Origin of the sequence: Streptomyces sp. NPDC050085 (assembly GCF_044460595.1) — a bacterium.
In the GTDB taxonomy this organism is placed as follows: Bacteria; Actinomycetota; Actinomycetes; order Streptomycetales; family Streptomycetaceae; genus Streptomyces.
The window spans coordinates 219,938-241,505 of record NZ_JBITJZ010000006.1; the positions used below are offsets into that span (position 1 = coordinate 219,938).

21 protein-coding genes are annotated in these 21,568 nt (G+C 72.0%); 6 read left to right on the top strand and 15 right to left on the bottom strand.

Translation table 11 applies throughout. The annotated features are described in order from the left end of the window. Positions 1–10: 10 nt before the first annotated feature. The 9 genes from ACIBUY_RS24070 to ACIBUY_RS24110 all read right to left on the bottom strand — a co-directional run bounded on the left by ACIBUY_RS24070 (position 11) and on the right by ACIBUY_RS24110 (position 9,844). On the bottom strand, positions 11–685 hold the full coding sequence (locus ACIBUY_RS24070) for an isochorismatase family protein (RefSeq protein ID WP_399153638.1): 675 nt from the start codon (positions 683–685) through the stop codon (positions 11–13). Continuing rightward, entirely contained in the window at positions 682–1,326 is a 645-nt protein-coding gene (locus ACIBUY_RS24075) for an SRPBCC family protein (RefSeq protein ID WP_399153639.1), read from the bottom strand. The genes ACIBUY_RS24070 and ACIBUY_RS24075 overlap by 4 nt, the downstream gene beginning before the upstream one ends. Further along, complete coding sequence (locus ACIBUY_RS24080; RefSeq protein ID WP_399153640.1) at positions 1,317–1,850, bottom strand: (2Fe-2S)-binding protein; 534 nt, start codon at positions 1,848–1,850, stop codon at positions 1,317–1,319. Before ACIBUY_RS24080 ends, ACIBUY_RS24075 begins: the two co-directional genes overlap by 10 nt. Continuing rightward, positions 1,847–4,237: a xanthine dehydrogenase family protein molybdopterin-binding subunit gene (locus ACIBUY_RS24085; protein WP_399153641.1), complete on the bottom strand. Its 2,391-nt coding sequence runs from the start codon at positions 4,235–4,237 to the stop codon at positions 1,847–1,849. Before ACIBUY_RS24085 ends, ACIBUY_RS24080 begins: the two co-directional genes overlap by 4 nt. Next, on the bottom strand, positions 4,234–5,070 hold the full coding sequence (locus tag ACIBUY_RS24090) for an FAD binding domain-containing protein (RefSeq protein ID WP_399153642.1): 837 nt from the start codon (positions 5,068–5,070) through the stop codon (positions 4,234–4,236). The genes ACIBUY_RS24085 and ACIBUY_RS24090 overlap by 4 nt, the downstream gene beginning before the upstream one ends. A 109-nt stretch (positions 5,071–5,179) precedes the next feature. Beyond that, on the bottom strand, positions 5,180–6,574 hold the full coding sequence (locus ACIBUY_RS24095; protein WP_399153643.1) for an MFS transporter: 1,395 nt from the start codon (positions 6,572–6,574) through the stop codon (positions 5,180–5,182). A 196-nt stretch (positions 6,575–6,770) separates the two neighbouring features. Beyond that, the gene (locus tag ACIBUY_RS24100) at positions 6,771–8,042 is read right to left on the bottom strand and encodes an FAD-dependent monooxygenase (protein ID WP_365565673.1); all 1,272 of its coding nucleotides are present in this window, start codon (positions 8,040–8,042) and stop codon (positions 6,771–6,773) included. Positions 8,043–8,100: 58 nt separating this feature from the next. After that, positions 8,101–9,132 carry a hypothetical protein gene (locus ACIBUY_RS24105; RefSeq protein ID WP_399153644.1) on the bottom strand — a complete coding sequence of 344 codons (1,032 nt, stop codon included), beginning with the start codon at positions 9,130–9,132 and terminating at the stop codon, positions 8,101–8,103. Between the two features lie 178 nt (positions 9,133–9,310). Next, entirely contained in the window at positions 9,311–9,844 is a 534-nt protein-coding gene (locus ACIBUY_RS24110) for a MarR family transcriptional regulator (protein ID WP_365565679.1), read from the bottom strand. 81 nt (positions 9,845–9,925) lie between these two features. Between ACIBUY_RS24110 and ACIBUY_RS24115 the strand changes: the two genes are divergently transcribed. Beyond that, positions 9,926–10,954 (top strand): alpha/beta hydrolase-fold protein, encoded by a 1,029-nt coding sequence (locus tag ACIBUY_RS24115; RefSeq protein WP_365565682.1) that lies wholly within the window; start codon positions 9,926–9,928, stop codon positions 10,952–10,954. Between the two features lie 27 nt (positions 10,955–10,981). On the opposite strand, the gene ACIBUY_RS24120 is transcribed toward ACIBUY_RS24115, so the two are convergent. Continuing rightward, positions 10,982–12,139, bottom strand: coding sequence for an alpha/beta hydrolase family protein (locus ACIBUY_RS24120; protein WP_399153645.1), 1,158 nt, complete (start codon positions 12,137–12,139; stop codon positions 10,982–10,984). Between the two features lie 84 nt (positions 12,140–12,223). Between ACIBUY_RS24120 and ACIBUY_RS24125 the strand changes: the two genes are divergently transcribed. From ACIBUY_RS24125 to ACIBUY_RS24135, 3 genes are all read left to right on the top strand, one after another. After that, the gene (locus ACIBUY_RS24125) at positions 12,224–13,192 is read left to right on the top strand and encodes an ArsR/SmtB family transcription factor (protein ID WP_399153646.1); all 969 of its coding nucleotides are present in this window, start codon (positions 12,224–12,226) and stop codon (positions 13,190–13,192) included. A 196-nt stretch (positions 13,193–13,388) separates the two neighbouring features. Next, the gene (locus ACIBUY_RS24130) at positions 13,389–14,033 is read left to right on the top strand and encodes an ArsR/SmtB family transcription factor (protein ID WP_399153647.1); all 645 of its coding nucleotides are present in this window, start codon (positions 13,389–13,391) and stop codon (positions 14,031–14,033) included. Next, positions 14,033–15,388: an MFS transporter gene (locus ACIBUY_RS24135; RefSeq protein WP_399153648.1), complete on the top strand. Its 1,356-nt coding sequence runs from the start codon at positions 14,033–14,035 to the stop codon at positions 15,386–15,388. The genes ACIBUY_RS24130 and ACIBUY_RS24135 overlap by 1 nt, the downstream gene beginning before the upstream one ends. 78 nt (positions 15,389–15,466) lie before the next feature. Here ACIBUY_RS24135 and ACIBUY_RS24140 read toward each other — a convergent pair whose 3' ends face one another. From ACIBUY_RS24140 to ACIBUY_RS24150, 3 genes are all read right to left on the bottom strand, one after another. Continuing rightward, complete coding sequence (locus ACIBUY_RS24140) at positions 15,467–15,853, bottom strand: hypothetical protein (protein WP_399153649.1); 387 nt, start codon at positions 15,851–15,853, stop codon at positions 15,467–15,469. 49 nt (positions 15,854–15,902) lie between these two features. Then, positions 15,903–16,676, bottom strand: coding sequence for an SAM-dependent methyltransferase (locus tag ACIBUY_RS24145; protein ID WP_399153650.1), 774 nt, complete (start codon positions 16,674–16,676; stop codon positions 15,903–15,905). A 151-nt stretch (positions 16,677–16,827) separates the two neighbouring features. Then, positions 16,828–17,856, bottom strand: coding sequence for an NAD(P)-dependent alcohol dehydrogenase (locus ACIBUY_RS24150; protein ID WP_399153651.1), 1,029 nt, complete (start codon positions 17,854–17,856; stop codon positions 16,828–16,830). A gap of 83 nt (positions 17,857–17,939) precedes the next feature. Between ACIBUY_RS24150 and ACIBUY_RS24155 the strand changes: the two genes are divergently transcribed. Then, positions 17,940–18,596 carry a TetR/AcrR family transcriptional regulator gene (locus ACIBUY_RS24155; RefSeq protein WP_399153652.1) on the top strand — a complete coding sequence of 219 codons (657 nt, stop codon included), beginning with the start codon at positions 17,940–17,942 and terminating at the stop codon, positions 18,594–18,596. Positions 18,597–18,637: 41 nt separating this feature from the next. Here ACIBUY_RS24155 and ACIBUY_RS24160 read toward each other — a convergent pair whose 3' ends face one another. Both ACIBUY_RS24160 and ACIBUY_RS24165 read right to left on the bottom strand, forming a co-directional pair. Beyond that, entirely contained in the window at positions 18,638–19,828 is a 1,191-nt protein-coding gene (locus ACIBUY_RS24160; RefSeq protein WP_399153653.1) for an SGNH/GDSL hydrolase family protein, read from the bottom strand. Positions 19,829–19,872: 44 nt separating this feature from the next. Then, positions 19,873–20,460, bottom strand: a complete 588-nt coding sequence (locus ACIBUY_RS24165; RefSeq protein WP_399153654.1) for a TetR/AcrR family transcriptional regulator — start codon at positions 20,458–20,460, stop codon at positions 19,873–19,875. A gap of 120 nt (positions 20,461–20,580) precedes the next feature. On the opposite strand from ACIBUY_RS24165, the gene ACIBUY_RS24170 reads away from it, so the two are divergent. After that, positions 20,581–21,492, top strand: coding sequence for a hypothetical protein (locus ACIBUY_RS24170; protein ID WP_399153655.1), 912 nt, complete (start codon positions 20,581–20,583; stop codon positions 21,490–21,492). The last annotated feature ends 76 nt before the right edge of the window (positions 21,493–21,568 follow it).

The following is a 21,568-nucleotide window of genomic DNA, read 5'->3' on the forward strand; positions in this document are numbered from 1 at the left end:
GAGTTCGTCCTCAGGGGTGTGCGCGGCGGGGCGCGGGCAGGGAGGTGAGGTAGCCGATCGCGTCGTCGAGGCCGATGACGTCGCCGTACTTCGCCTGGATGTCGAAGAGCGCCGCCCGCGCGGGGCCTTCGGCCCGGTCCCCGGCGCAGTCGCGCGGCACCAGGACCGGGAAGCCGCACTGGACGGCGTCCACCGCGCTGGCCCGGACGCAGCCGCTCGTCGTGGCGCCGCACACCACGACGGTGTCGCAGCCGAGGCCGGTCAGGGTGGCGGCGAGCCCGGTGCCGAAGAACGCGGAGGCTCCCTTCTTGACGACGAGGTGGTCCCGGCCCGGCTGCCGGGGCAGCCGGGGGTCGAGGGCCACGGCGTCGCTGCCGTCCACCAGGGCGCGCAGTCCCGGTGCTTTGCCCAGCCACGTGACCGCGTCGCCGGCCGCTTCTGCCGGGGTGTAGGAGATGGCCGTGAAGACGACGGGGACACCTGCGGGGCGGCCCGCATCGATCAGCCGGGCGGTCGACTCGACCACGCCGGTGAGGTCGCTGCCCGTGGCGAAGCCGTCCTCGGTGAAGCCCCGGGTGAGGTCGACGACGAGGAGGGCGGGCCGCCGGCCGCGCCGGACCGGGGCGCCGAAGCCGGCCCGCGCGTAGGTGTCGTCGGTCGTACGTCCGTGGAGTCCGCTGTTCATGCGCTCCTCCTGAGGTCCCGCAGCTGGGCGGACCGGTCCCTCAGCCTGCCCAGCAGCCAGCCCTGGAGAAGTCCGGCCGCGAAGGCGGCGGTCACGGGTCCGTACTTGTTCAGGAGCGGCCCGGCGACCAGGGACAGGCCGTCGAGTTCCGCGGCGGCGGGCGCGGGGGCCGACGGTGCGCAGATGTCCTCCGGTGCGGGAGCGGCCAGCAGGTCGCCGAGGTTGCGCGCGAACTGCTCCAGGATGCGCCCGGACACGGTGGCGATGGCGCCCTTGCCGAACTGGGCGATCTTCCCGCGGACGACCAGGTCGGTGACGAGGTCGAGCCGGGCGCCGCCGGGTGCGGGGACGACGTCGAGCGTGACCTCGGCCTCGGCGTCGCCGCTGCCGTGGGTGTCGGCGCCGGTGGCCTGGACGCGCAGCCGCCGCTTGTCGCCGTCGACCTCGAGGAAGCGGACGGTGCCGGTGTAGGCGGCGGTGATCGGGCCCACCTTCACGGTGACGGCGCCGCGCCACGCGTCGCCGTCCCGGCCGTCCAGGGCGGCTCCCGGCATGCAGGAGGCGACCCGCCGCACGTCGCTGACGAGGGCGAACACGTCGTCGGGCGCGGCCTGCACGGCAACGCTGTTGGTCAGTTGCATCCTGTCGCCTCCTTGCGGCCCTGGGCGCAGGCGGTGCGGCGGGCGGTCGCGCAGGCGTCGACGGCCTCGACGATGGTCTGGTAGCCGGTGCACCGGCACAGGTTGGCGGCGACCACGTCCCGGATCTCCTCCTTGGTCGCTTCGGGGCGTTCGGCGAGGAACCCTTCGGCGAGCATGAGGAAGCCGGGGGTGCAGAAGCCGCACTGCAGGCCGTGGTGCTCGCGGAACGCCTCTTGCAGGTCCGTGAGTCCGCCGTCGCCGCTCAAGGATTCGACGGTGCGGATCTCCGCCCCTTCGGCCTGCGCCGCGAACATCAGGCAGGCGCGGGCGGGCCGGCCGTCGACGAGGACGGTGCAGGCGCCGCAGATGCCGTGCTCGCAGCCCACGTGCGTGCCGGTGAGGTGCAGGTCGTGGCGGAGCACGTCGACGAGGGTGCGGCGGGACTCGGTGATCACCTCGTGGCGTACGCCGTTGACGTCGAGGGCGAGGAGTTGCGGATCGTGCGTGCGGCCGGGGTCGGTCATGCGAACAGCTCCTGGTTCAGGGCGCGGTGGACCGTCGGGGGTGTGATGGGGGTGTTGTCGAGCTCCACGCCCGTGGGGCGCAGGGCGTCGTTGACCGCGTTGAGCACGGCGGCGGGAGCGCCGATGGTGCCGCCCTCGCCCGCTCCCTTGGCGCCGGTCCCGGTGAGGGCGGAGGGCGTCTCGAGGTGGCGGATGTGGACGTCGGGGATCTCGTGGGCGGTGGGCACCTTGTAGTCCATGAAGCCGGTCGCCGACGGTTCGCCCTGGGCGTCGTACGTGATCTGCTCGAAGAGGGCGCCCGCGATGCCCTGGGCGATGCCGCCGCGGCACTGTCCCTCGACGACCTTGGGGTTGATGGCGACGCCGCAGTCCTCGACGCACACGTACCGCAGGATCTCCACCTGTCCGGTGCCCGGGTGGAGTTCGACGACGACGCCGTGCGTGGCGTTGGAGAAGGTGCCGTCGGTGAAGACGTCGAAGGTGGCGGTCGCGGTGAGGCCGGGTTCGATGTCGTGGGGCAGCAGGTGTGCCTTCAGGTAGGCGGTGTCGGCAAGTTCCTCGTACGAAACGAAGTCCGTCGTGAAGTCCGTCGTGAAGTCCCCGTCCGCGCCCCGGCGTCGGGCGCCCGCGCCGGTCAGTTCGACGTCGTCGGGGTCGGTGTCCCAGCGGGCGGCCGCGATGCGGCGCAGTTTGTCGCCGAGGCGGCCCGTGGCGATCCGGACGGCGCTGCCGCCGATGGCGATGGACCGGCTGGCGAAGGTGCCGAAGCCGTAGGTGATGCGGTCGGTGTCGCCCTGGTGGAGTTTCACCTTGGCGAGGTCGAGGCCGAGTTCGTCGGCGACGATCTGGGCCATGGTCGTCTCGTGGCTCTGCCCGTGGCTGAGGGTGCCGGTGGTGACGGTGACGGCTCCGCTGGTGTCCATGCGGACCTCGGCGATGTCGAAGCCCGGCACGACCTGCATCTTGCGCTGGGCGAAGGCGGCGGAGCCGTAGCCGGTGCGTTCGCTGAAGCAGGAGTAGCCGATGCCGAGGTACCGGCCGTCGCGTGCCGCCTCGGCCTGCTTCTCGTACCAGCCCTCCTCCTTGAGCTGCTGTTCGCACAGGTCGAGGGATTCCCGGTAGGAGCCCGGGTCGTAGGTGATGTGGTTGACGCCGGTGTACGGGAAGTCGGTGATGACGTTGCGGCGGCGGATCTCGACCGGATCCAGGCCGAGTTCGCGGGCCGCGCGCTCGAAGAGGCGCTCGAGGACCATGACGTACTGGGGGCGGCTCACTCCGCGGTAGGGGCCGGTGGGCGCCTTGTTGGTGGTGATCGCGCGGCCCCTGGCCCGGTAGGCGGGGATCCGGTAGACGCCGGGCATCTCGGCGCAGGCCATCAGCGGCTCGATGCCCGCGGTGAACGGGTGGCAGGAGTACGCGCCCATGTCGCACACCACGTCGGCGTCCAGGGCGAGGATGCGGCCGTCGGCGTCGAAGGCGGCGCGGGCCCGGTAGTGCTGTTCGCGGGCGAGGAAGGACGCGGTCAGCGCGTCCTTGCGGTCCTCGATCCACTTCACGGGGCGGCGCAGGCGCAGGGCGGCGGCCGCGGCGGCGATCTCCTCGCGGCCCACCACGCACTTCTGCCCGAAGCCGCCGCCCATGTCGGGGACGATCACGCGGACCGCCCGCTCGTCCAGGCGCAGGCTGCGTGCGGCCACCGTGCGGACCTGGTGCGGCACTTGGGTGCAGGTGTGGACGACGAGCTGTTCCTCCCGCTCGTCCCAGTGTGCGACGGCGCCGCGGGTCTCCAGCGGGAGGGCGTTCTGCCGGCCGGTGCGGGTCTCGACGTCCACGACCCGGTGGGCGCGGGCGAAGACGTCGTCGATGCCGTCCGTCGCGAACAGCGCCACGTCGACGAGGGTGTTGCGGGCCGCCGCCTCGTGCAGCCGGGGCGCGTCGGGGGCGAGCGCGTCGGCCTCGCAGGTGAGGGGCGGCAGGGTCGAGTAGGTGACCTTGGCCGCCTCGATGCCGTCCTCGGCCGCGTAGGGATCGCGGGCCACGACGACGGCGAGCGGCTCGCCGACGTAGCGGACGCGGTCGTGGGCGAGGATCGGCATCGCGGTCGGCACGTACTCGCTGAGGGGGCGCGCCAACTCGGCGACGATGTCACCGAGTTGAAGGTCCTGCGCGGTGAACGCCGCGACCACGCCCGGAATGTGGCGTACGGCGGACAGGTCCACGGACGCGATCTCGGCGTGGGCGACGGTGCTGCGGACGAACTGCGCGTGGAGCATCCCGGGCAGTGCGATGTCGTCGACGAAGCGTCCGCGCCCCGTCAAGAGGCGCGGATCCTCACGGCGGGGGACGGAACGGCCCACGAGACGCCCGGAGTTGACGGTGGAGCTCATGCGGTGACGGCCTCCTCACAGGCGCGCCGTACGAGGGTGCGGACCAGGTGCCTGCGGTAGGCGGGGTCGTCGGGCGGATCCACGGCGGCGGCCGCTGCCGCCGCGCAGTCGGCGAACGAGCCGCCGGCGGCGAGTACGTCCTCGGCCTCCGGGACGCGCACGACGGCGGCCGCGACGCCGCCGAGACCCACCCGGCCGCCGTGGACCGTTCCGTCGACCACGTCGAGGTCCACGGCGGCGACGACGAGGCCGAAGTCGCCTCGCCGCTCGGCGAATTCGGTGAGGGCGGCGTGCGGCGCCGGACGGGGGAAGTGGATCTCGACGAGGAGTTCGTCGGGTGCCAGATCACTGGTGTAGTAGCCGTGGAAGAAGTCCGCGGCGGGGACGGAGCGCGTGCCGCGCGGGCCCCGCACCAGCAGTTCGGCGCGGAGCACGAGCGCGAGCAGGCACCATTCGGCGGTGGCGTCGGCGTGCGCGAGGCTCCCTCCGACGGTGCCCCGGGTCCTGATCGGCAGGTGCCCCACCCACTCCATCGCCCGGCGGAGCACGGCGAACTCCCGCCCCAGCAGGGCCTGTTCGTCGCGTTCCACGGTGTGGTGCGTGGTGAGGGCCCCGATGCGCAGCCCTCCGGAGGCGTCCCGCTGCATCCGGTCGAGTTCCCGTATGCGGGCGATGTCGACCAGGTGGCGCGGGCGGGCGAGCCGGTAGTTCATCATCGCGACGAGGCTCTGGCCCCCGGCGACGGCCTTGGCGTCGTCACCGAGGCCGGCCAGCAGCCGGACCGCGCCGTCGACGTCTCGCGCCCGGTGGTAGGCGAAGGGGGCGGGCTTCATCGGATTCCTCCGGTACGAGACGAATACGGATACGGATACGGATACAGATACGGATACGAGCGGGTACGAGCGGGTACGGCCACGCATCGGGGGTCGCCCCCGTGGCGGGTCAGTGAGCGGCGGTTTCGGGCACGGGGTGTGTCTCGGGCGCGGGTTCGTCGGCGGTGGCGTCCAGCGCGGTGCCCTTGGTCTCGGGCGCGGCGATCGCCATCCAGACGACGGCGGCCAGCACGGCCGCGCCCAGGACGGTGAAGGTGACCGGCAGCCCGAGCAGCGGCCACAGGACCGAGCCGAAGAGCAGCGGGGCGAAGCCCGTCAGCGCCCGGCTGACCGACGAGGCCCAGCCGAAGCCGCTGGCCCGCAGGTGGGTGGGGTAGAGCTCGGAGGCGTACGCGTAGAGCACGGGAATGGCGAGTTGGGCCAGCAGACCGAAGACGGCGATGGCGACGACGGCCGGTGTCGGCATCTGCCGGACGACCGCGAAGACCACCAGGGCGGCGGCGGCCAGGGGCGCCGAGACGCCGATCAGCCACTTGCGGCCGACCAGGTCGACGAGCGCCGTGGAGATCAGGACGCCGACGATGCCGACGGAGCTCATGACCGTGGTGCTCATGAACGCGGCGGTGTCGCCCTGCCCTTCCTCCTTGAGGATGGACGGCATCCAGCTGAGTGCCGCGTAGTACACCAGCATGATCGTCGCGAAGAGGAGCCAGGCCACCGACGTGATGCGCGGGCTGAACCTCCAGACGCCGACGAGCTGGTGCCAGGCCGCGGCCACGCCGCGCGGGCCGGTCCCGGGCCGTGGTGCGGGGACGGTGTACGGCTCGACCGGGGCGCCCGTACGGGCCACGAGGTCGTCGATGACGCGGCGGGCCTCCGCCTCTCGGCCCTTCTGGGTGAGGTAGACGGGCGACTCGGGGATGCCGCGCCGCGCCCAGAACAGCAGCAGGGCGGGCAGGACCATCGTGGCGAGCATCCACCGCCAGTCCCCCGCCACCCCGACCAGGCCGGTGGCGACGAGCCCGCACAGGGTGACGCCGATCGGCCACCACAGGTCGAGCGCGGTGAGGACCCGACCCCGGTACTTGCGCGGGGAGAACTCGCCCACCAGCGCGTAGTCGACGGGGATGCAGCCGCCCAGGCCGACTCCCGCGAGGAAGCGCAGCAGCAGGAAGACCGGGTAGCTGGGCGCGAGCGCGCCGAGCACGGAGAATGCGGCGAAGATCAGCAGCGTGACGCTGAACGCCTGTTTGCGTCCGATCCGGTCGGCGACCGCGCCCCAGGCGACGGCGCCGACGGCCATGCCGACGAGGTTCGCGGTGGCGACCAGGCCGCGCTCCCCCAGGGTGAGGTCGAAGTGGTCGCCGAGCAGAGGCATGAGGAAGCCGTTGAGGGCGATGTCGTAGGCGTCGAAGAGGTAACCGAGACCGCCGATGATGAAGATCTTTCCCTGGACCGGCCAACGCCAGGGCAGGTCCTGCACGATCTGATCGCCTGTTTTCACGTTCGCTCCACGGAGACGTCGGGGACGGTGAGTGGGCGGTGCGGGTGCGGCTCAGCGGGTGTGGCTCAGCGGGTGTGGCTCAGTGAGTGCGCCTCAACGGGCACGCTTCATCAGGTGCGGCTCGGGCGCGTGCGGCTCGGGCGCGTGCGGCTCGGGCGCGTACGGTTCGGGCGCGTACGGTTCGGGCGGGCGGCGCTCAGCGTGCGAACGGGTAGGCGAACGCCTCGAGATCGGGATCGTTCAGCGGTGTTCCGCTCCACAGCCACCGGTAGGAGACGTCCGACTCGCCGCCGAAGCCGCGCCCCAACTCGGCGTCCCTGGCCTCCTGCACGGGCCCGTCGGGGAAGTGGTAGAAGGTCTTGTTCCGCAGCGAGGCGTCCTGGACCATCCCGGCGTGCTCGGCCCGGCGGTCGGTGTAGCGGCGCAGGGCTGCGGGGATGCCGTCGGCGTTGACCCGGCCGAGCTCGGCGGCGAGCACGGCGGCGTCCTCCATCGCCTGGGAGGCGCCCTGCGCCTGGTAGGGCAGCATGGCGTGGCAGGCGTCGCCGAGCAGCGTCAGACGGCCGTCGGTCCAGACCGGGTCACGGCGCCTGCGGTACAGGGCGAAGCAGGAGACGTCCTCCTTGGCCTTGGACAGCATCGCGGCGACGCGGTCGTCCCAGCCGGGGAAGGCGTCGACGAGCGCGTCGGCGTCGGAGGCGACGGTCCACTTCTCGGCGACCTCGTCGGTGCACGGGACGCAGGCGACGACGTTGAGGTACTCGCCGCCGCGGATCATGTAGTGCACGAGGTGCCGGTCGGGTCCGTACCAGATGGTGCTCTGGAACCGGTCGACGAGGAAGCGGGTGGCGGGGTCGGCCGCGATCAGGTCCCCGGGGATGAGCGCCCGGAAGGCCATCTCGCCCGAGAACTCCAGGGTGTCGGCCAGGCCCATGAGGTCGCGCACCCGTGACCGGATGCCGTCGGCGCCGACCACCGCGTCGCCCTCGAAGCGCCGCCCGTCCGCGGTGAGCGCGGCCGGCCTGCGGGGGTCGGTCCGGTCCAGGCCGTCGACACGGCTGTCGGTGTGCAGTTCGACGACGGGCCCGGGACCGGCCGGGTCCACGCAGGCGTCCAGGATCACGCGGTGCAGGTCGGCGCGGTGGTAGTGCCAGTACGGGGCGTTGAACTCCCGTGTGCAGCGCTCGCCGAGCTGCGTGAGCCCGACGACGCTGCCGTCCTTCCACCGGCGCCGCACCTGGTCGAGCGGCTCGGTGTGGATGGCTTCGAGCTGCCTTCGCAGGCCGAGGCCGAGCAGGACGCGGCTGGCGTTGGGCGCCGTCTGGATGCCCGCGCCGATCTCGCCGAACCGCGGCGCCTGTTCCAGCACGGTGACCCGGATGCCGCGGTGCCGCAGGGCCAGCGCGGCGGTGACCCCGCCGAGCCCACCGCCGGCGATGACGACTTCGAACGATTGGGAAGGTGCCATGGGTTCTCCAGGAGGGGTGCGCGCGGGTGGTGACGGGGCGGCAGGTCGCGGCGGACCGTCAGTCCCCGACGAGCCGGCCCGACGTGACGACGTCCGTCCCGTCCACGGCGACGGTGCAGTCCCGCATGGCGACGTCGATGTGGGCGTACGACTCGCGGCCGAGCACGGGGTGCGGTCCCGTGGACCACAGGAAGTTGCCCGCGAAGGCGCGCGCGTCCATGCCCATCAGCTCGTCCTTGCCGTACAGGGCCGTGGCGAACCAGTCGGCGGTCCGCATCAGACCCCAGCCCATGTGGGACAGGCTGCGGGCCCACTGGTCACCGGCGTCCTCGAAGTACGTGTTCAGCAGGTGCGCCTCGGCGCCGCCCGACACCTTCTCGATGGTGCCGCCCGCGATCTCCAGGGTCACCGGATGGCGTACGTACTCCTTGAACGGCAGGAGGATGTCGCCCTCCGCCAGGACGATGCGGCCGTCGGACAGCCGGGGCCAGCACAGCACCATGGTGCTCGGCCAGTGGTCCCAGCGGCCCGGGTCGTCGGCGAAGCCGACCTGGAACTCCGGTGCGGAGCCGGCGAGTTGGACGGTGAGGTCGGTGCCGGCCGCGGAGGTCACGCGCATCGTGGCGGCGTTCTTGAGCAGCTCGACACCGGTGAGGACCCGGGCCTTGTCCTCCTCCTTGGGCAGGTTGCGGATGAGCACGTCCGGGGCGTCGCAGACGAAGATGATGCGCGTGCCGGCGCGGAGGATCTCCTGTTGCAGCGGTGCGTGGATGAAGCCCTCGCGCGTCAGGTCGACGACCAGGTCGGCGGCCTTGAGCAGTTCCTGGGCGGTGGTGTCGCGCAGCACCGAGGTCAGCCCGGGTCCGGCGCCGGTGCGCGTGCTGTCCGCGGGGGCGGGGCTGCCGCCGGGCACGGTGGCGGCGATGACGTGGGCGTCGCAGGCCTTGGCGGCGCCGAAGGCCGCCGCGATGTAGTCGTCGCGGCTGGTCGGCTCGGACAGGACCACCACGTGCTCGCCGGGGCGGAGTTTGCACAGCCTGAGTTCACGGGTGAAGGCGTCGAGCAGGTCTACGGATGCGAGAGCGGGCATGTCTCTGCTCCAGACGAGGGGACAGGGGAAGGCGGCAGCCGCGTCGGCGTCGATGACGCGGCGCCCGGCCGATGAAATTAATCCGAACACGTACTATCTCTGCCTGGCAAGAGGGCAGCATGAAATTCTGGAGGGTTTACCTGGCGGCATCAGCCGTGAAACGAGGGCGACTTGGGGTTCAGTCGACGTGCGGCATGAGGGGCGGCGCATCCTTCTCGACGGCGAGGGCCACGGTCCGCAGCAGAGCGGCCAGATGACCCAACTCCCCGTCCGCCAGGGGCGCGAGCAGCGCGGCCTCGGCCTCCCGCTGGTCGTCGATCACCGACGCCCACGTCGCGGAGCCCTGCGGAGTCAGCCCGACGAGGAGGCTGCGCCGGTCCTCGGGTGCGTGCTCGCGCGCGATCAGGCCCGCCGACTGCAGTCGGTCAAGGCGGTTCGTCAAGGTGGCGGGGTGGACGCCGAGGCCCTGCGCGAGGCGCGTGGGCGACATGCGGTAGGGCTCGCCGACCGAGCGCAGGCGCCACAGGATCTCGTACTCCCACAGCTTCAGGCCGTGCCGCGCCAGGGCGGCCTCCTTCTTGTGCTGCAGGTGCCGCACCAGCATCTGCATACGCGTGACGGCACCCTCCAACTCCGGTACCAGCCCCGGGACTTCGCGCCCCCAGTGGGCGATGTGCCGGTCGATCGAGTCCTGCGGCTGCTGTGACGTCACGGCCTCACCCTACCGTCCAGAAACTACGCATCCAGAAATTACGTATCCAGATATTTTGAATTCGTAGTACTGTCCCGGCGCATGTCGACCTTCACGCTTGCCGGCCGCATCGACGAACACGTCGTCGACAGCGCGCTGCTCCGCGGCAATCCCCTCGACGACCCGGCGCGACGACCGCTGTGGGTCTACACCCCGCCCGGCTACGACGACGCACCCGGGCGCCGCTACCCCGTCACGTATCTGCTGCTCGGCTACACGGGCACGCTCCCGGTCTGGGGCAACCGCACCGCCTTCCGCCGGCCGGTGCCCGAGCTCGCCGACGCGCTCTTCGCCCGCGGTGAGGCGCCGGCGATGCTGCTGGTGTTCGTGGACGCCTGGACCGCCTACGGCGGCAGCCAGTTCATCGACTCGCCCGGCACCGGCCGCTACCACTCCTACCTGTGCGAGGAGGTCGTGCCGTACGTCGACGCCCACTACCGCACGCTGCCCGCGCGCGAACACCGGGCCATCGCGGGCAAGTCGAGCGGCGGACTCGGCGCCGCGGTCACCTCGATGCTCCGCCCCGATCTGTTCGGCGCCTTCGCCACCCACTCCGGCGACTCCCTGTCCGAGGCCCAGTACCAGCCGCACTTCTTCACCGCGGCCCGTCAACTGCGGGCCTACGGCGGCGACATCTTCCGCTGGTGGGACGACTTCCGCTCGCGTACCGCCTTCACCAAGGAGGAGGACCTGAACCTCCTGGAGATCCTCGGCGTCTCCGCCTGCTTCTCCCCCGGCCCCGACGGCACCCCCACCCTGCCCTTCGACCCCCGCACCGGTGCCGTGCGCGAGGACGAGTGGCAGCGCTGGCTGGCCTGGGACCCGGTACGGATGGCCGCCGGGCACGCCGACGCCCTGCGCTCCCAGCACGGCATCTGGATCGACGCGGGCACCCGCGACGAGTGGTTCCTCGACCTGGGGGCGCTGGCGTTCCGCGATGCGCTCGAAAAGGCCGAAGTGGCCGACGACCGCGTGCACTTCGAGTTGTTCGACGGGGGTCATCACGCCGTCGAGTACCGGATGCCACCCGCTCTCGCCTGGTTGGCGCACCGCATCGCGGACCGGGCGTGACGTGCCCGGTCCGCTTCCCTGTCCGCCTCAGCGCGCGCCGAGGCGGACCAGCGTGGCCGCGCCCGGGGCCAGGTTCACGTCGAAGTACCGGGGCGAGGCACCCCGGCGGCGGTACGTGCCCTGGCGGGCGAAGAAGGTCCCCACGCCTCGCCGTACGCGAGCGAGTGTCGCCTCGGGGTTGCCGGTGCCGACGAGCGCGGCGCGCGCGTCGGCCGTCACGAGGCCGGCCGTCCTCAGCTGCGGGACGAGCGAGCCGTAGTCGGTGAACGCCCAGTGGTTCGCGTCGGCGAGCAGCGACCGGCGGCCGGGCAGACCGGCCCAGGAGGAGTCGATGCGGGCGGCGCCGTCGAACCCGTCGGTGCGGAACAGCAGCAGCGGCCGGTCGGCGCCGGACGGCATCGCGTACAGGTCGAGATAGCCCTCGAGGTTGGCCACCGCGCCGACCCGGCGGTCGCCGCAGGCCGCGTACACCGCGGCCGTGCCGCCTGCGGAGTGTCCGTACAGGCCGACCCGGCGCGAGTCGATGACGGGGGCGAGGGGCAGGTCGCCGAGCCGGTCGAGGACCAGGCGGAGGTCCGCGATGCGCGTGTCGATCATCGTGCGGAAGGTCGCGGGGTCCGGCGGTCCGGTGAGGACGGTCGTCCGCATCCCGGTGGGCAGTTCCACCTGGGAGGCGTCACCGGGGTGGTCGACGAGGACGACCACCCGGCCGTGGCTCGCCAGGTCCTCGGCGAGTCCGGTGCCGAGCGTGCGGGAGTCGCCGCCGCCCGGCGAGTACACGAGCACCGGGCGCCGCCCGGGCAGGGGCGGTGCGCCCACGTACCCGTGCGTGCGGATCGCGCCCCAGTCCACGGCCCCCGGTCCGGGCAGCCCCGGGTGGACGTGCGGCGCGTACGCGGCGAACACCACGGCCTCCCCGGGCGTGAGCTGCGGGGCCCGGGAGAAGCCGCGTACCGATCGGGCCGGGTACAGGACGGTCAGCATCAACTCCCGTACGCCGCCCACCCATGGGTCACTGCGGGCGGGGTCGGTCAGATGGACGGTCCGCATTCCCACGGGGTACGGGCCGGCGGGTGCGGGCAGCTCGAGGGCCGGGCCGCCTGGGGTGGCGGACGCGACCGTGGGCAGCAGGGCGGCGGCGCTCCCGCATAGGGTGCCTTTCAGGAGAGTGCGTCGAGAGGTCATGCCAACACTCTTGAGGCGGGGCCGACTTGACGCGAAGGTTCAGGCCCTGACCGAAAGCCTGGCCCAGGACGAGGAGCTGTGCGGGTGCTGCGAATCCACTTCACCGCGCGGGACTTCACCCGGATCCGCTTCGCTCAATACCCGGCGCCGCTCCAGGAGTTGCACGCCGCCCTGACGACAGCGGTGGCCCCGCGGTGCGGACCGCTGCTCGCACAGTGGCGAGGTCGCGTCCTGCGCTCCCTGCCGGCCGCCGCGGCCCCGCTCGCCGACCTGGTTCCCGCGCCGGCACGCCCGCCCTCCTTCCTCGACGTCCTCGGCGACACCCTGGACGACGGCTTCGCCCGGATCCGCGCGGCGAACCCCGCCGTCATCCGCTCCGAGCTGGAACGGGCCTACGGGCCGGTGCCCGCGCCTGCTTGGATCCGCAGCCTGCACGCGGGTGACGAGACGGCCTGGCGCACCGTGCGGCGCGCCCAACAGGCCGCGTACGAAACGGTCCTCGCCCCGGTCTGGCCCGTCGTACAGGACCTGCACCGCGAGGAGTTCATCCGCTACGCCCTGGCTGTTGCCGAGCACGGGGTCGCCGCGGCACTGACCGGCCTGGCACCCGGCAGCCGACTCCGCGACAGCGGGTGGGAATGGCCCGGCGCGACGCCGACGCGGGACGTGCGCCTCAACGGTCGCGGCCTGGTCCTGCTGCCGACGTTCCACCACCCGTCGGGCCCCCTCCTCCAGGACGCCCCGGGCCGTCCCCTTGTCCTGACCTACCCGGCGGGCCCCGGGCTCCCGCCCGCCGCGGAGGGCCCGTACGTCCCGGCCGAAGCCCTGGCCTCGGTCCTGGGCCGCACCCGCCTCGACGCGCTGCGCCTCCTCGCGGAACCGCACACCACGACCTCCCTGGCCCGCGCCCTCCACGTCAGCAACGCGACGGCCTCCGCGCATGCGACGGCACTCAGATCGGCAGGCATGGCGACCACGACCCGCACGGGCCGCTCGGTCACGCACCGGCGCACGGCGCTCGGGGCACTGGTCGCGGGTGGCGGGCCGCCATGAGCATCGCCGCGGGACTCAACTCAGCGCCTGTTCCCGCGCCTTGACGCTGCCGCGGTGGTGTTCTGAAAGGGCCCTCTTGGGCAGGTTGCGCACCACCTCGAGATGAACCGGCCCACCTCGTAGGCGACTTGAACCGCAAAGAGTTCTTCGCAAAAATCTCTTCGCAAAGAAATCTTTGCGAACTACCGTGTGCCGCATGGCTGGTGAAGAGGATTCCATCGTCCTGGACGCCAAGGGCCTGCGCGCCCTGGCCCATCCGGTACGCATACAACTGGTCGGGCTGCTGCGGAAGTACGGACCGTCGACGGCCACCCGCCTCGCGGAGCGGCTGGGGGTGAACTCCGGTACGGCGAGCTACCACCTCCGACAGCTCGGCGCAGCCGGTTTCGTCGAGGAGGACACCGAGCGCGGCAATGCGCGGGAGCGCTGGTGGCGTTCGGTGCACCGGACGACCTGGTTCAACGATCCGGAGCTGGCCGAGCGGGAGCCCGAGGCCGCGCTGGCGTACCAGCAGTCCGTCGCCGCCCATTACACGCTGCGCACGCAGCAGGCCCTGAACGGGCTGCGGACGATGCCCCGCGCCTGGCGGAACGCGTTCGACATGAGCGACTGGGCCCTGCGGCTCACGCCCGAGGAAACCACCGCCCTGTACGGGGAGTTGGCGGCCGTCGTCGCACGCTACCGGCGCGACGGGCCGGAGGCGGCGGCAAGCGCGCCCGAGGGCGCCGAACGGGTCGGCGTGATCACGCAGATCCTGCCCGAGCCGGACATCCGTGCCGCGTCGCCGTTCCCCGCCGACGCTCAGGAAGAGGCTCAGGCGGAGGAAGGAGATCCGGCCTGATGAGCGCAGAGACCACGGAGGCCGACGGCATACCCGGCAAGAGATCCTTGCGGCCGCTCGGCGGTGTGCTGGCGGCCATGGCCGTCTCGCTGACCGGCACGCGGATCTCCGCCGTGGCACTGCCCTGGTTCGTCCTCGTCACGACCGGCAACGCCACGCAGACCGGGCTGGTCGCCTTCTGCGAGATGACTCCTTACGTGGTGATCAAGGCCCTCACCGGACCGCTGGTGGACGGGATCGGCCCGCGGACCGTCTCCTGGACCACCGATCTCGCCAGTGCGACCGCCGCCGCCGCGATTCCCCTGCTGCACGCCCTGGGCCTGCTCTCCTTTCCCCTGCTGCTGGTTCTGGTCGCGCTGATCGGCGCGGCCCGCAGCCCTGGCGACCTGGCCAAGGAGGTGATGGTCCCGGAAGCGGCCGAGCGCGGCCGGGTGCCGCTGGAGCGGGCCACCGGCCTGTCCGGCGTGATCGAACGACTCTCCACCACCGTCGGCCTTGCGGTCGGCGGATCCCTGGTGGCGCTGCTCGGCCCCTTGACCGGGCTCGCGGTCAACGCGGGCTGCTTCGCCCTCGGATCGGTGATCACCAAACTCGCGCTGCCTCGCGGCATGGGGCACACGGTCGACGCAGCCCCTTCACAGGCCGGGAAGACTGAGCCGGGACCAGAGGCGGGACCGGGCTACTGGCGGCGCTTCGGCGAGGGCTTCGCCTTCCTGCGCGGCCAGCAGCTGCTGCTCACCGTCATCGTGCTGATCACCATCACCAACCTGCTGGACACGGCGTTCGCCTCGGTGCTCCGCCCTGTCTGGGCCAGCGAGTCGGGCCACGGGCCGGCCGCGATCGGGCTGATGGGCAGCGTGCTGGGGGCGGCGGCCGTCTGCGGGAGCCTGATCGCCGCGGTGGTCGCGCACCGGCTGCGGCGGCGGGTGGTGGTCCTCGGCGGGTTCCTGCTGGCCGGTGCGCCGAGGTTCCTGATCCTCGCCTTCGACGTCCCGTTGGGGGTCGTACTCGCCGTGTTCGCGGTCAGCGGTTTCGGCGTCGGCTTCGTCAACCCCGTCCTGGGGGCCGTGCAGGTCGAACGCATCCCACGCCGGATGCTGGGCCGCGTCAACGCGCTCGGCGACGCACTGGCCTGGGCCGGCATCCCTCTCGGCGGACTGCTCGCCGGGGCAGCGGTCACCACGGCCGGACTCGTACCGGTGCTGGTCGCCTGCGGCATCACGTACTTCCTCGCCACGACTCTGGCGGGGCTGCGGCCGGAATGGCGCGAGATGGACCGGGGGCGGGGACGGGGTGTCGTCGAACCGCGTTCCGAGGACGACGCGACACAGGACAGGGCCGACGCGGCGACGTGACGTGACGTTCATGGTGGCGGACGCAGGGCCGGACCGGATCGCAGGCGGCCTTCGCGCCCCCGCCCGCCGTACGGAGAGTCAGCCGGACGCGGGCCGTTCGGGAGTGGAGCGCGGCTGCATCCAGTCACGCGCGACGGACAGTGTCACGTCGATGTCGTCACTCCATGAGCAGACTTCCAGCCACGACAGGTAGCCGCCCTGCGTGAATACCAGGACCTCCCCGGGACACTCGCCTGCCTCGGTGAGGAGCTGCGCTTCGGCCGCCACGAGTGTGCCGGGGCCGGTGGGCGCGGGCTCCACCTTTCCGGTGTCGAGATCGAAGTAGGCGGTGCCGCATCCGCAGGTGCAGCGCTCCAGTACGCCGAGGTGCGGGACCTGTCTGCGCAGCGCGACATTGACCGGGGTGTCCGCGCTCAACAGGGTCGCCAGTGCGTCCGCCACGTCGGCGGGGAGGTCCTGGTTCATGCGGTCACGCTATCCGGCCGGCGATGTGCGTCCGATCGGCGCGGGCAGTTCAGGGCACCCGTGCCACCACCGCGTACATCCCGCTCGGCTCGGGCTGCTCGCCGTGCCACTCGGGGGCCGTCACCAGGCCGGGTGCGACGGGCTCCAGGCCCTCGATGAAGCGAGCCACCTCCGTGCGGGAGCGGAGTGCGAGGGTCATGCCGCTCCTCGCGTACTGCGCGGTCGCCTCCTCCGCCACCTCCGGGAAGATGTCGTTCGAGGCGTGCGAGAGCACCAGGTGGCTGCCGGAGGGCAGCGCCGCGACCAGGGTGGCGACGATGCCGTACGGGTCCTGCTCGTCCGCGACGAAGTGCATGAGCGCGATCAGCGAAAGGGCGACGGGACGGTCGAAGTCCAGGACGGTGCGGGCGTGTTCGAGGATCGCCTGCGGCGTCCGCACATCGGCCTGGATGTAGTCCGTCGCGCCTTCGGGGCTGCTGATCAGCAGGGCCTCCGCGTGGCGCAGCACGATGGGGTCGTTGTCGGTGTAGACGACTCTCGCGGACGGCACGATGCGCTGCACGATCTGGTGCAGGTTGGGCGCGGTGGGGATGCCGGTGCCGATGTCGAGGAACTGGTCGACGCCGAGGCCCGCGAGATGGGCCACGGCCCGGTTCATGAACGCGCGGTTCTGCAGGGCGCCGATGCGCACCTCGGGCGGCAGCTTCTCGCCCGTCGCCTCGTCGACGGGGTAGTTGTCCTTGCCGCCGAGCAGCCAGTCGTAGACCCGTGCGGGGTGTGCCTGGCTGGTGTCGATGGCGGTGCGGGGAGAGGGTGCCGTCATGGGCGGACTCCATCGTCGCGGGGAGGCGGGCGCGTGGTGGGCGGGGGCGGCGGGAGAGGTCGGCGAGTGGCTGGCGTCGAGGGCAGTCTGCCATGCAAGCCGGTGTCAACTGGCCCTAACGATCGGGGTGTTGGCACTGGGGGTCCGAGGGTCAGGGTGCAGAGCCTTCGGCACAGCAACCCCGTCGATGTTCGCCGGACCCGTCCCGGGCGATCGACTGGTCGATCCGCACGACGTACTTGCCCCGCACTCCCCCCGCCTCCAGTGCGCGATGCGCCTCGGCGATCTCGGCCAGCGGGAAGACCCTGTCCACGACGGGACGGACGGCGCCCTCCTCCACGTAGGTCGCGAGGTCGGTGAACAGGTCGCTCTTCGGGTTGCCGCTGAAGAACCGGATGCGGCGGCGGCCGTGCACGGTGCCGGCCAGGATGTGGCCGAGGGATGCGGCGATGCGGTCGCTGTCGAAGGCGATGGTCACCATGCGGCCCGCTGGGGTGAGGAGTCGGCGGTGGGCGGGGAGGTCTTTGCCCACGGTGTCGAGGACCACGTCGTAACGGCCGAGGTCGGCCGGGGCTGTGGCCCGGTGGTCGAGGGCCTCGTCGGCGCCGAGGTCGCGGACGAGGTCGAGGTTGTCCGCGCGGGCGAGGGCGGTGACGTGGGCGCCCATCGCCCTGCCCAATTGGACGGCGACGTTGCCCACGCCGCCCGCCGCTCCCCGTACGAGGAGGCGTTCGCCGGGGCGCAGGCGTGCCTTGTCGCGCAGGGCGGTGATCGCCGTGGTGCCCACGGGCAGCGCGGCCGCTTCGACGGGGTCGAGGCCCTTCGGGATCCGCGCGAACTGCTGCGGGCGGACGACCACGTACTCGGCCGCGCTGCCGGAGCCGGAGCTGCGCGGCAGGACGCCCCAGACGTGGTCGCCCACGGCGAGACCTGCGGCGGGTGAGCCGAGCGCGGCGATCTCTCCCGTGAAGTCGATGCCCGTGCGCTGGGGGAACTTCCGGCCCGTCACCAGGCGTACGCGTCCAGCGCGGGCCAGGAGTTCACCGCCGTTGATGCTCAACGCCCGTACGCGCACCAGGACTTCGCCGGATCCGGGAGTGGGCCTGGGCAGCTCGCCGACGTACAGCACCTCGGGGCCGCCGAAGCGGTCGTACATCGCGGCTCGCATCGTCTCTGTCATGTCCCGCACCTCGTCGTCCGTCGTGGCCTTCTGCCGTCGAACGTACGGTGGTAAGTGGACGGTCTCGTCCACTTGAGCCGGAGGTGAGAAGGATCGACGGGAAGTCATCTCGGTTGCGCGGCGACGCCCAGCGCAATCGGCAGCGCATCCTCGACGCGGCCCGCGAGGTCTTCACGCACAGCGGCGTGGACGTGCCCATGTCGGCCGTCGCCCGCCAGGCCGGCGTGGGGGTGGCCACGCTCTACCGGCGCTTCCCGACCCGCCGCGACCTGGTCAGGGAGGTGTTCGCCGAGCGCATCGAGACCTGCAGCGCCGTGCTCGGCGAGGCGCTCGACGATCCCGACCCGTGGCGCGGCTTCTGCCACGTGATCGAGCAGGTCTGTGCCCTGCAGGCGGCCGAGCGGGGCTTCACCGCCGCCTTCCTGGACACCTTCCCGGATGCGGCCGCCGACCATTCCCGGCACAGATTGCGCGGGGAGCGCGGCTTCGCGGCTCTCGTCCGGCGGGCGCAGGAAGCAGGGTCGCTTCGGGCCGACTTCCATCCGTCGGACCTGACGGTGCTGCTGCTCGCGAACAGTGCGCTGACCACCACGCCCGACCCCGCGGCCGCCTCCCGGAGGCTCGTCGCCCTGCTCCTCGACGCGTGCCGGGCCGATGCGGTGCGCCCGCCGCTGCCCCCGCCGACCGGTCTCGACCTCGGGCACGTGCACCCTGGCGGGCGTCCGGTTCCGTTGGAGTGAGGAACGCCGATTGGCCATTCCGTGGAACGCGGCCGCCCCCCTCACCCACCCAGCAGTGCTCCCTCCTCCCCGAACGCGACCGGCAGGAAGCGGTCCGCCATGCGGCGGTAGCCCGCCGGGTTGGGGTGCAGGCCGTCGGGCAGGTCGGGGGTGTCCTGTGGGCCGAACAGGGTGGTGCCGTCCAGGAGGTGGAGGGACTTGTCGCCTTCCTGGCGTCGGGCGTCGACCTGTTGGCGCAGGAGTTCGCGGACGCGGGTGAGGGACAGCGAGCCCGTGGAGAGGTGTGCGGGGCGGTCGGCGGCGTGGAAGCGGCCGTCGGTGCCGTAGGGCGTGGGGCCCGGCCGGTCCTCGGCGGTCGGGCAGGTGATCGGCGTGAGGATCAGGATCGGGGTGTCGGGATGCCCGTCGCGGACCGTGTCGAGGAAGCCGTGGAAGGCCGAGACGAAGGCGCGTTCGCGCATGCTGTCGTGGTTGACGACGTTGATGCCCAGCTCCAGGCTGATCGCCGTCGCGGGCAGGTCCCGGATGGTCCGCGCCATGAACTGGTCGAGCTGGCACTGACCGCCGATGCCGAGGTTGAGAAGTGAGCGGCCGGCCGCGCGCGCCACGATCGTCGGCCAGGCTCCCGTGGGGCGGTCGGCTTCGGAGCACTGGCTGATCGAGCTGCCGTGGTGGACCCAGAGCGGTCCGCTGTCCAGCGCCGGTCGCAGGTCGGTGCCCTCGGGGATGCGTACGTCGAGCAGCTTCATCGCCGAGGCGACCGGGAACCACACCTCGATCCGCCGCTCCGCCGCGGCCGTGCCGAGTTCGAGGCGCAGGGTCGCAGGACCGGCCGGGTGCCACTGCATGTCGCGGGTGCGCAGGTCGACGACGACGACCGACTCCCGCGTCGTGCGGACCGGTTCGCGCAACGTGCCGTCGACCACCAGGTCCAGGGCCGTACCCGGCGACTCCATGCCCTCCAGCACCAAGTGGGTCAACTCGACGTCGAGTTCCAGGACGGCCGCGTCGGTGAACGCCTCGATGCGTACGCCCGAGGGCACCGAGCTCATGAAGTCCAGGGCGGGGTCCCCCAGGCGCGCGCGGGCCGCGGCCGGCACCCGGTGGAAGACCACGCCCGCCGCGTCGGCGGTGGTCTCGACGGCGCCGACCACGCACTCCAGCGCCGAGTTCAGGACGGACTGCATCACGCTCACCTCGCTCACCTCACCCACCTGGCTCGCCTCGCTCACCTGACTCACCTCACGTCGCTCGCTGCGCCACTCGCTCGAACCCGTCAGGGCTTGAGCCCGGTCACGATCACATCGGCGAGTTCGCCGCCGATCTCCGCCGGGCTCTTGCTTCCCCCCGGCCGGTACCAGGTGTGCAGCGAGTTGGTGAACCCGAAGACCGACCAGGACACGACTTCCGGCGAGGCCCGGGTGGAGAAGACGCCGGCCTTCTGCCCGTCGCGGATGACGTCGCGGAAGCCCTCCTGGTAGCGCCGCCACTGCTCCTCCATCGCCTGCCAGTGCGGGGAGTCGGAGCGGCTGCCCTTGGCGAAGACGGCCGACTCCCTGGCGCTGACCGCGGTGTGCCCGACGAGGTCGACGATGATCTCGCGCAGCGTCCGCTCCGGGTCGTGCCCCTCGGCCACGATCCGTTCCAGGGACTCCAGTTCGTGGCCGAAGACCTTCCCGTAGATCTCGAAGAGGATCTCGTCCTTGGACGAGAAGTAGTGGTACAGGGCGCCCTTGGTCACGCCCGCCTTCGTCACGATCTCCTGCACGCCGGTGGCGGCGAAGCCCTTCGTGGCGAACAGGTCGAGGGCCACGTCGAGGATGCGCCTGCGCACCTCAGGGTTGGGGGCTTTGGGCCTGGCCATCGCTGTCCTCCGGGTGCGCTCTTGGGGCAGATTCCGCGACGCACATCACAGCCCGTTCCCCGAAGATTTGTCAATGCCGACCGGTTGGTATTGGAATGAACACGTGCTAGAAAACGGGCCATGTTCACCACGCCGCTCGAACTCTCGGGCCCGCTCCGCTCCCCGCGCAACCTGCTGCTCGACCAGACCTACGGGGATCACGCGAGCATCCACGACCCGGCCACGGCACGGCAGTTGGGTGTGTCGGGCGCGGCCGTGGAGGGCCCGACGCACTTCAGCCAGTTCGATCCGCTGGCGGCGCGGGCGTGGGGCGAGGACTGGTTCACGTCCGGCTGTCTGAGCGCGCACTTCGAGGCGATCTGCCTGGAGGGCGAGCAGACCCGGGCGAGTGCCGTCTTCACCGGGAACTCCCCGGGGAACACCATCGGGAACAGCGCGCGGATCAGGACCGTGAAGGAGGACGGGACGCAGGTCCTGTCGGGCACCGCGACCCTCGGGGACGCACCCACGGCGCTGGACGAACGGCTCGCGCGTCTACGCCCGTTGGACGAGCCCGTGATCTTCGAGGGGTGGACACCCGGCCGCAGGGGCGCCGCGCCCGAGCACGTCCGCATGGGCTTCGACACGCACATGGGCGACCTCTATCCGTTCACGCTCCGCGACAAGCTGGAGACGATCACCGAGACCAGCCCCTGGTACACCGGCTCGGACAATCCGTGGGGCAGGCCGATCGTGCCGATCGAGATGATCAGCGTGCTGTCGATGGCGACGTGGGCCGAGTCGGGGCTCACCAAGGCGGAGCCGTCCGTCGGGCTCTTCCTCGACCTGCAGATCAAGTTGCTCGGCGGCCCGGTGTTCGTGGACGAGCCGTACGTCCTGGAGCGCGAGGTGGTCGCCCTCGGCGAGACCCGCCGCACCGAGACCGCGTGGGTGCGCACCACCGTCACCGGCGGGGCGACCGGGTCGCCGGTCGCCGAAGTCCTGCTCCACCAGGGCGTCTTCAAGGAGTCGTACCCGCACTATCCGGCCTGAGCCGCCACGCCTCCCGCCCACGCCTGTACCTCCGTCTGCACGTCCGCCCACGCCTCCCGCCCACGCGCCTGCCACC

Excerpts from the sequence above, each read along its gene's own strand:
- ACIBUY_RS24115 (WP_365565682.1), top strand. The coding sequence starts at position 9,926 with ATGTCGACCTTCACGCTTGCCGGCCGCATCGACGAACACGTCGTCGAC.
- ACIBUY_RS24085 (WP_399153641.1), bottom strand. The coding sequence starts at position 4,237 with ATGAGCTCCACCGTCAACTCCGGGCGTCTCGTGGGCCGTTCCGTCCCC.
- ACIBUY_RS24145 (WP_399153650.1), bottom strand. The coding sequence starts at position 16,676 with ATGACGGCACCCTCTCCCCGCACCGCCATCGACACCAGCCAGGCACAC.
- ACIBUY_RS24105 (WP_399153644.1), bottom strand. The coding sequence starts at position 9,132 with ATGCCCGCTCTCGCATCCGTAGACCTGCTCGACGCCTTCACCCGTGAA.
- ACIBUY_RS24170 (WP_399153655.1), top strand. The coding sequence starts at position 20,581 with ATGTTCACCACGCCGCTCGAACTCTCGGGCCCGCTCCGCTCCCCGCGC.
- ACIBUY_RS24165 (WP_399153654.1), bottom strand. The coding sequence starts at position 20,460 with ATGGCCAGGCCCAAAGCCCCCAACCCTGAGGTGCGCAGGCGCATCCTC.
- ACIBUY_RS24120 (WP_399153645.1), bottom strand. The coding sequence starts at position 12,139 with ATGACCTCTCGACGCACTCTCCTGAAAGGCACCCTATGCGGGAGCGCC.
- ACIBUY_RS24075 (WP_399153639.1), bottom strand. The coding sequence starts at position 1,326 with ATGCAACTGACCAACAGCGTTGCCGTGCAGGCCGCGCCCGACGACGTG.
- ACIBUY_RS24070 (WP_399153638.1), bottom strand. The coding sequence starts at position 685 with ATGAACAGCGGACTCCACGGACGTACGACCGACGACACCTACGCGCGG.
- ACIBUY_RS24150 (WP_399153651.1), bottom strand. The coding sequence starts at position 17,856 with ATGACAGAGACGATGCGAGCCGCGATGTACGACCGCTTCGGCGGCCCC.
- ACIBUY_RS24100 (WP_365565673.1), bottom strand. The coding sequence starts at position 8,042 with ATGGCACCTTCCCAATCGTTCGAAGTCGTCATCGCCGGCGGTGGGCTC.
- ACIBUY_RS24140 (WP_399153649.1), bottom strand. The coding sequence starts at position 15,853 with ATGAACCAGGACCTCCCCGCCGACGTGGCGGACGCACTGGCGACCCTG.
- ACIBUY_RS24090 (WP_399153642.1), bottom strand. The coding sequence starts at position 5,070 with ATGAAGCCCGCCCCCTTCGCCTACCACCGGGCGCGAGACGTCGACGGC.
- ACIBUY_RS24135 (WP_399153648.1), top strand. The coding sequence starts at position 14,033 with ATGAGCGCAGAGACCACGGAGGCCGACGGCATACCCGGCAAGAGATCC.
- ACIBUY_RS24130 (WP_399153647.1), top strand. The coding sequence starts at position 13,389 with ATGGCTGGTGAAGAGGATTCCATCGTCCTGGACGCCAAGGGCCTGCGC.
- ACIBUY_RS24080 (WP_399153640.1), bottom strand. The coding sequence starts at position 1,850 with ATGACCGACCCCGGCCGCACGCACGATCCGCAACTCCTCGCCCTCGAC.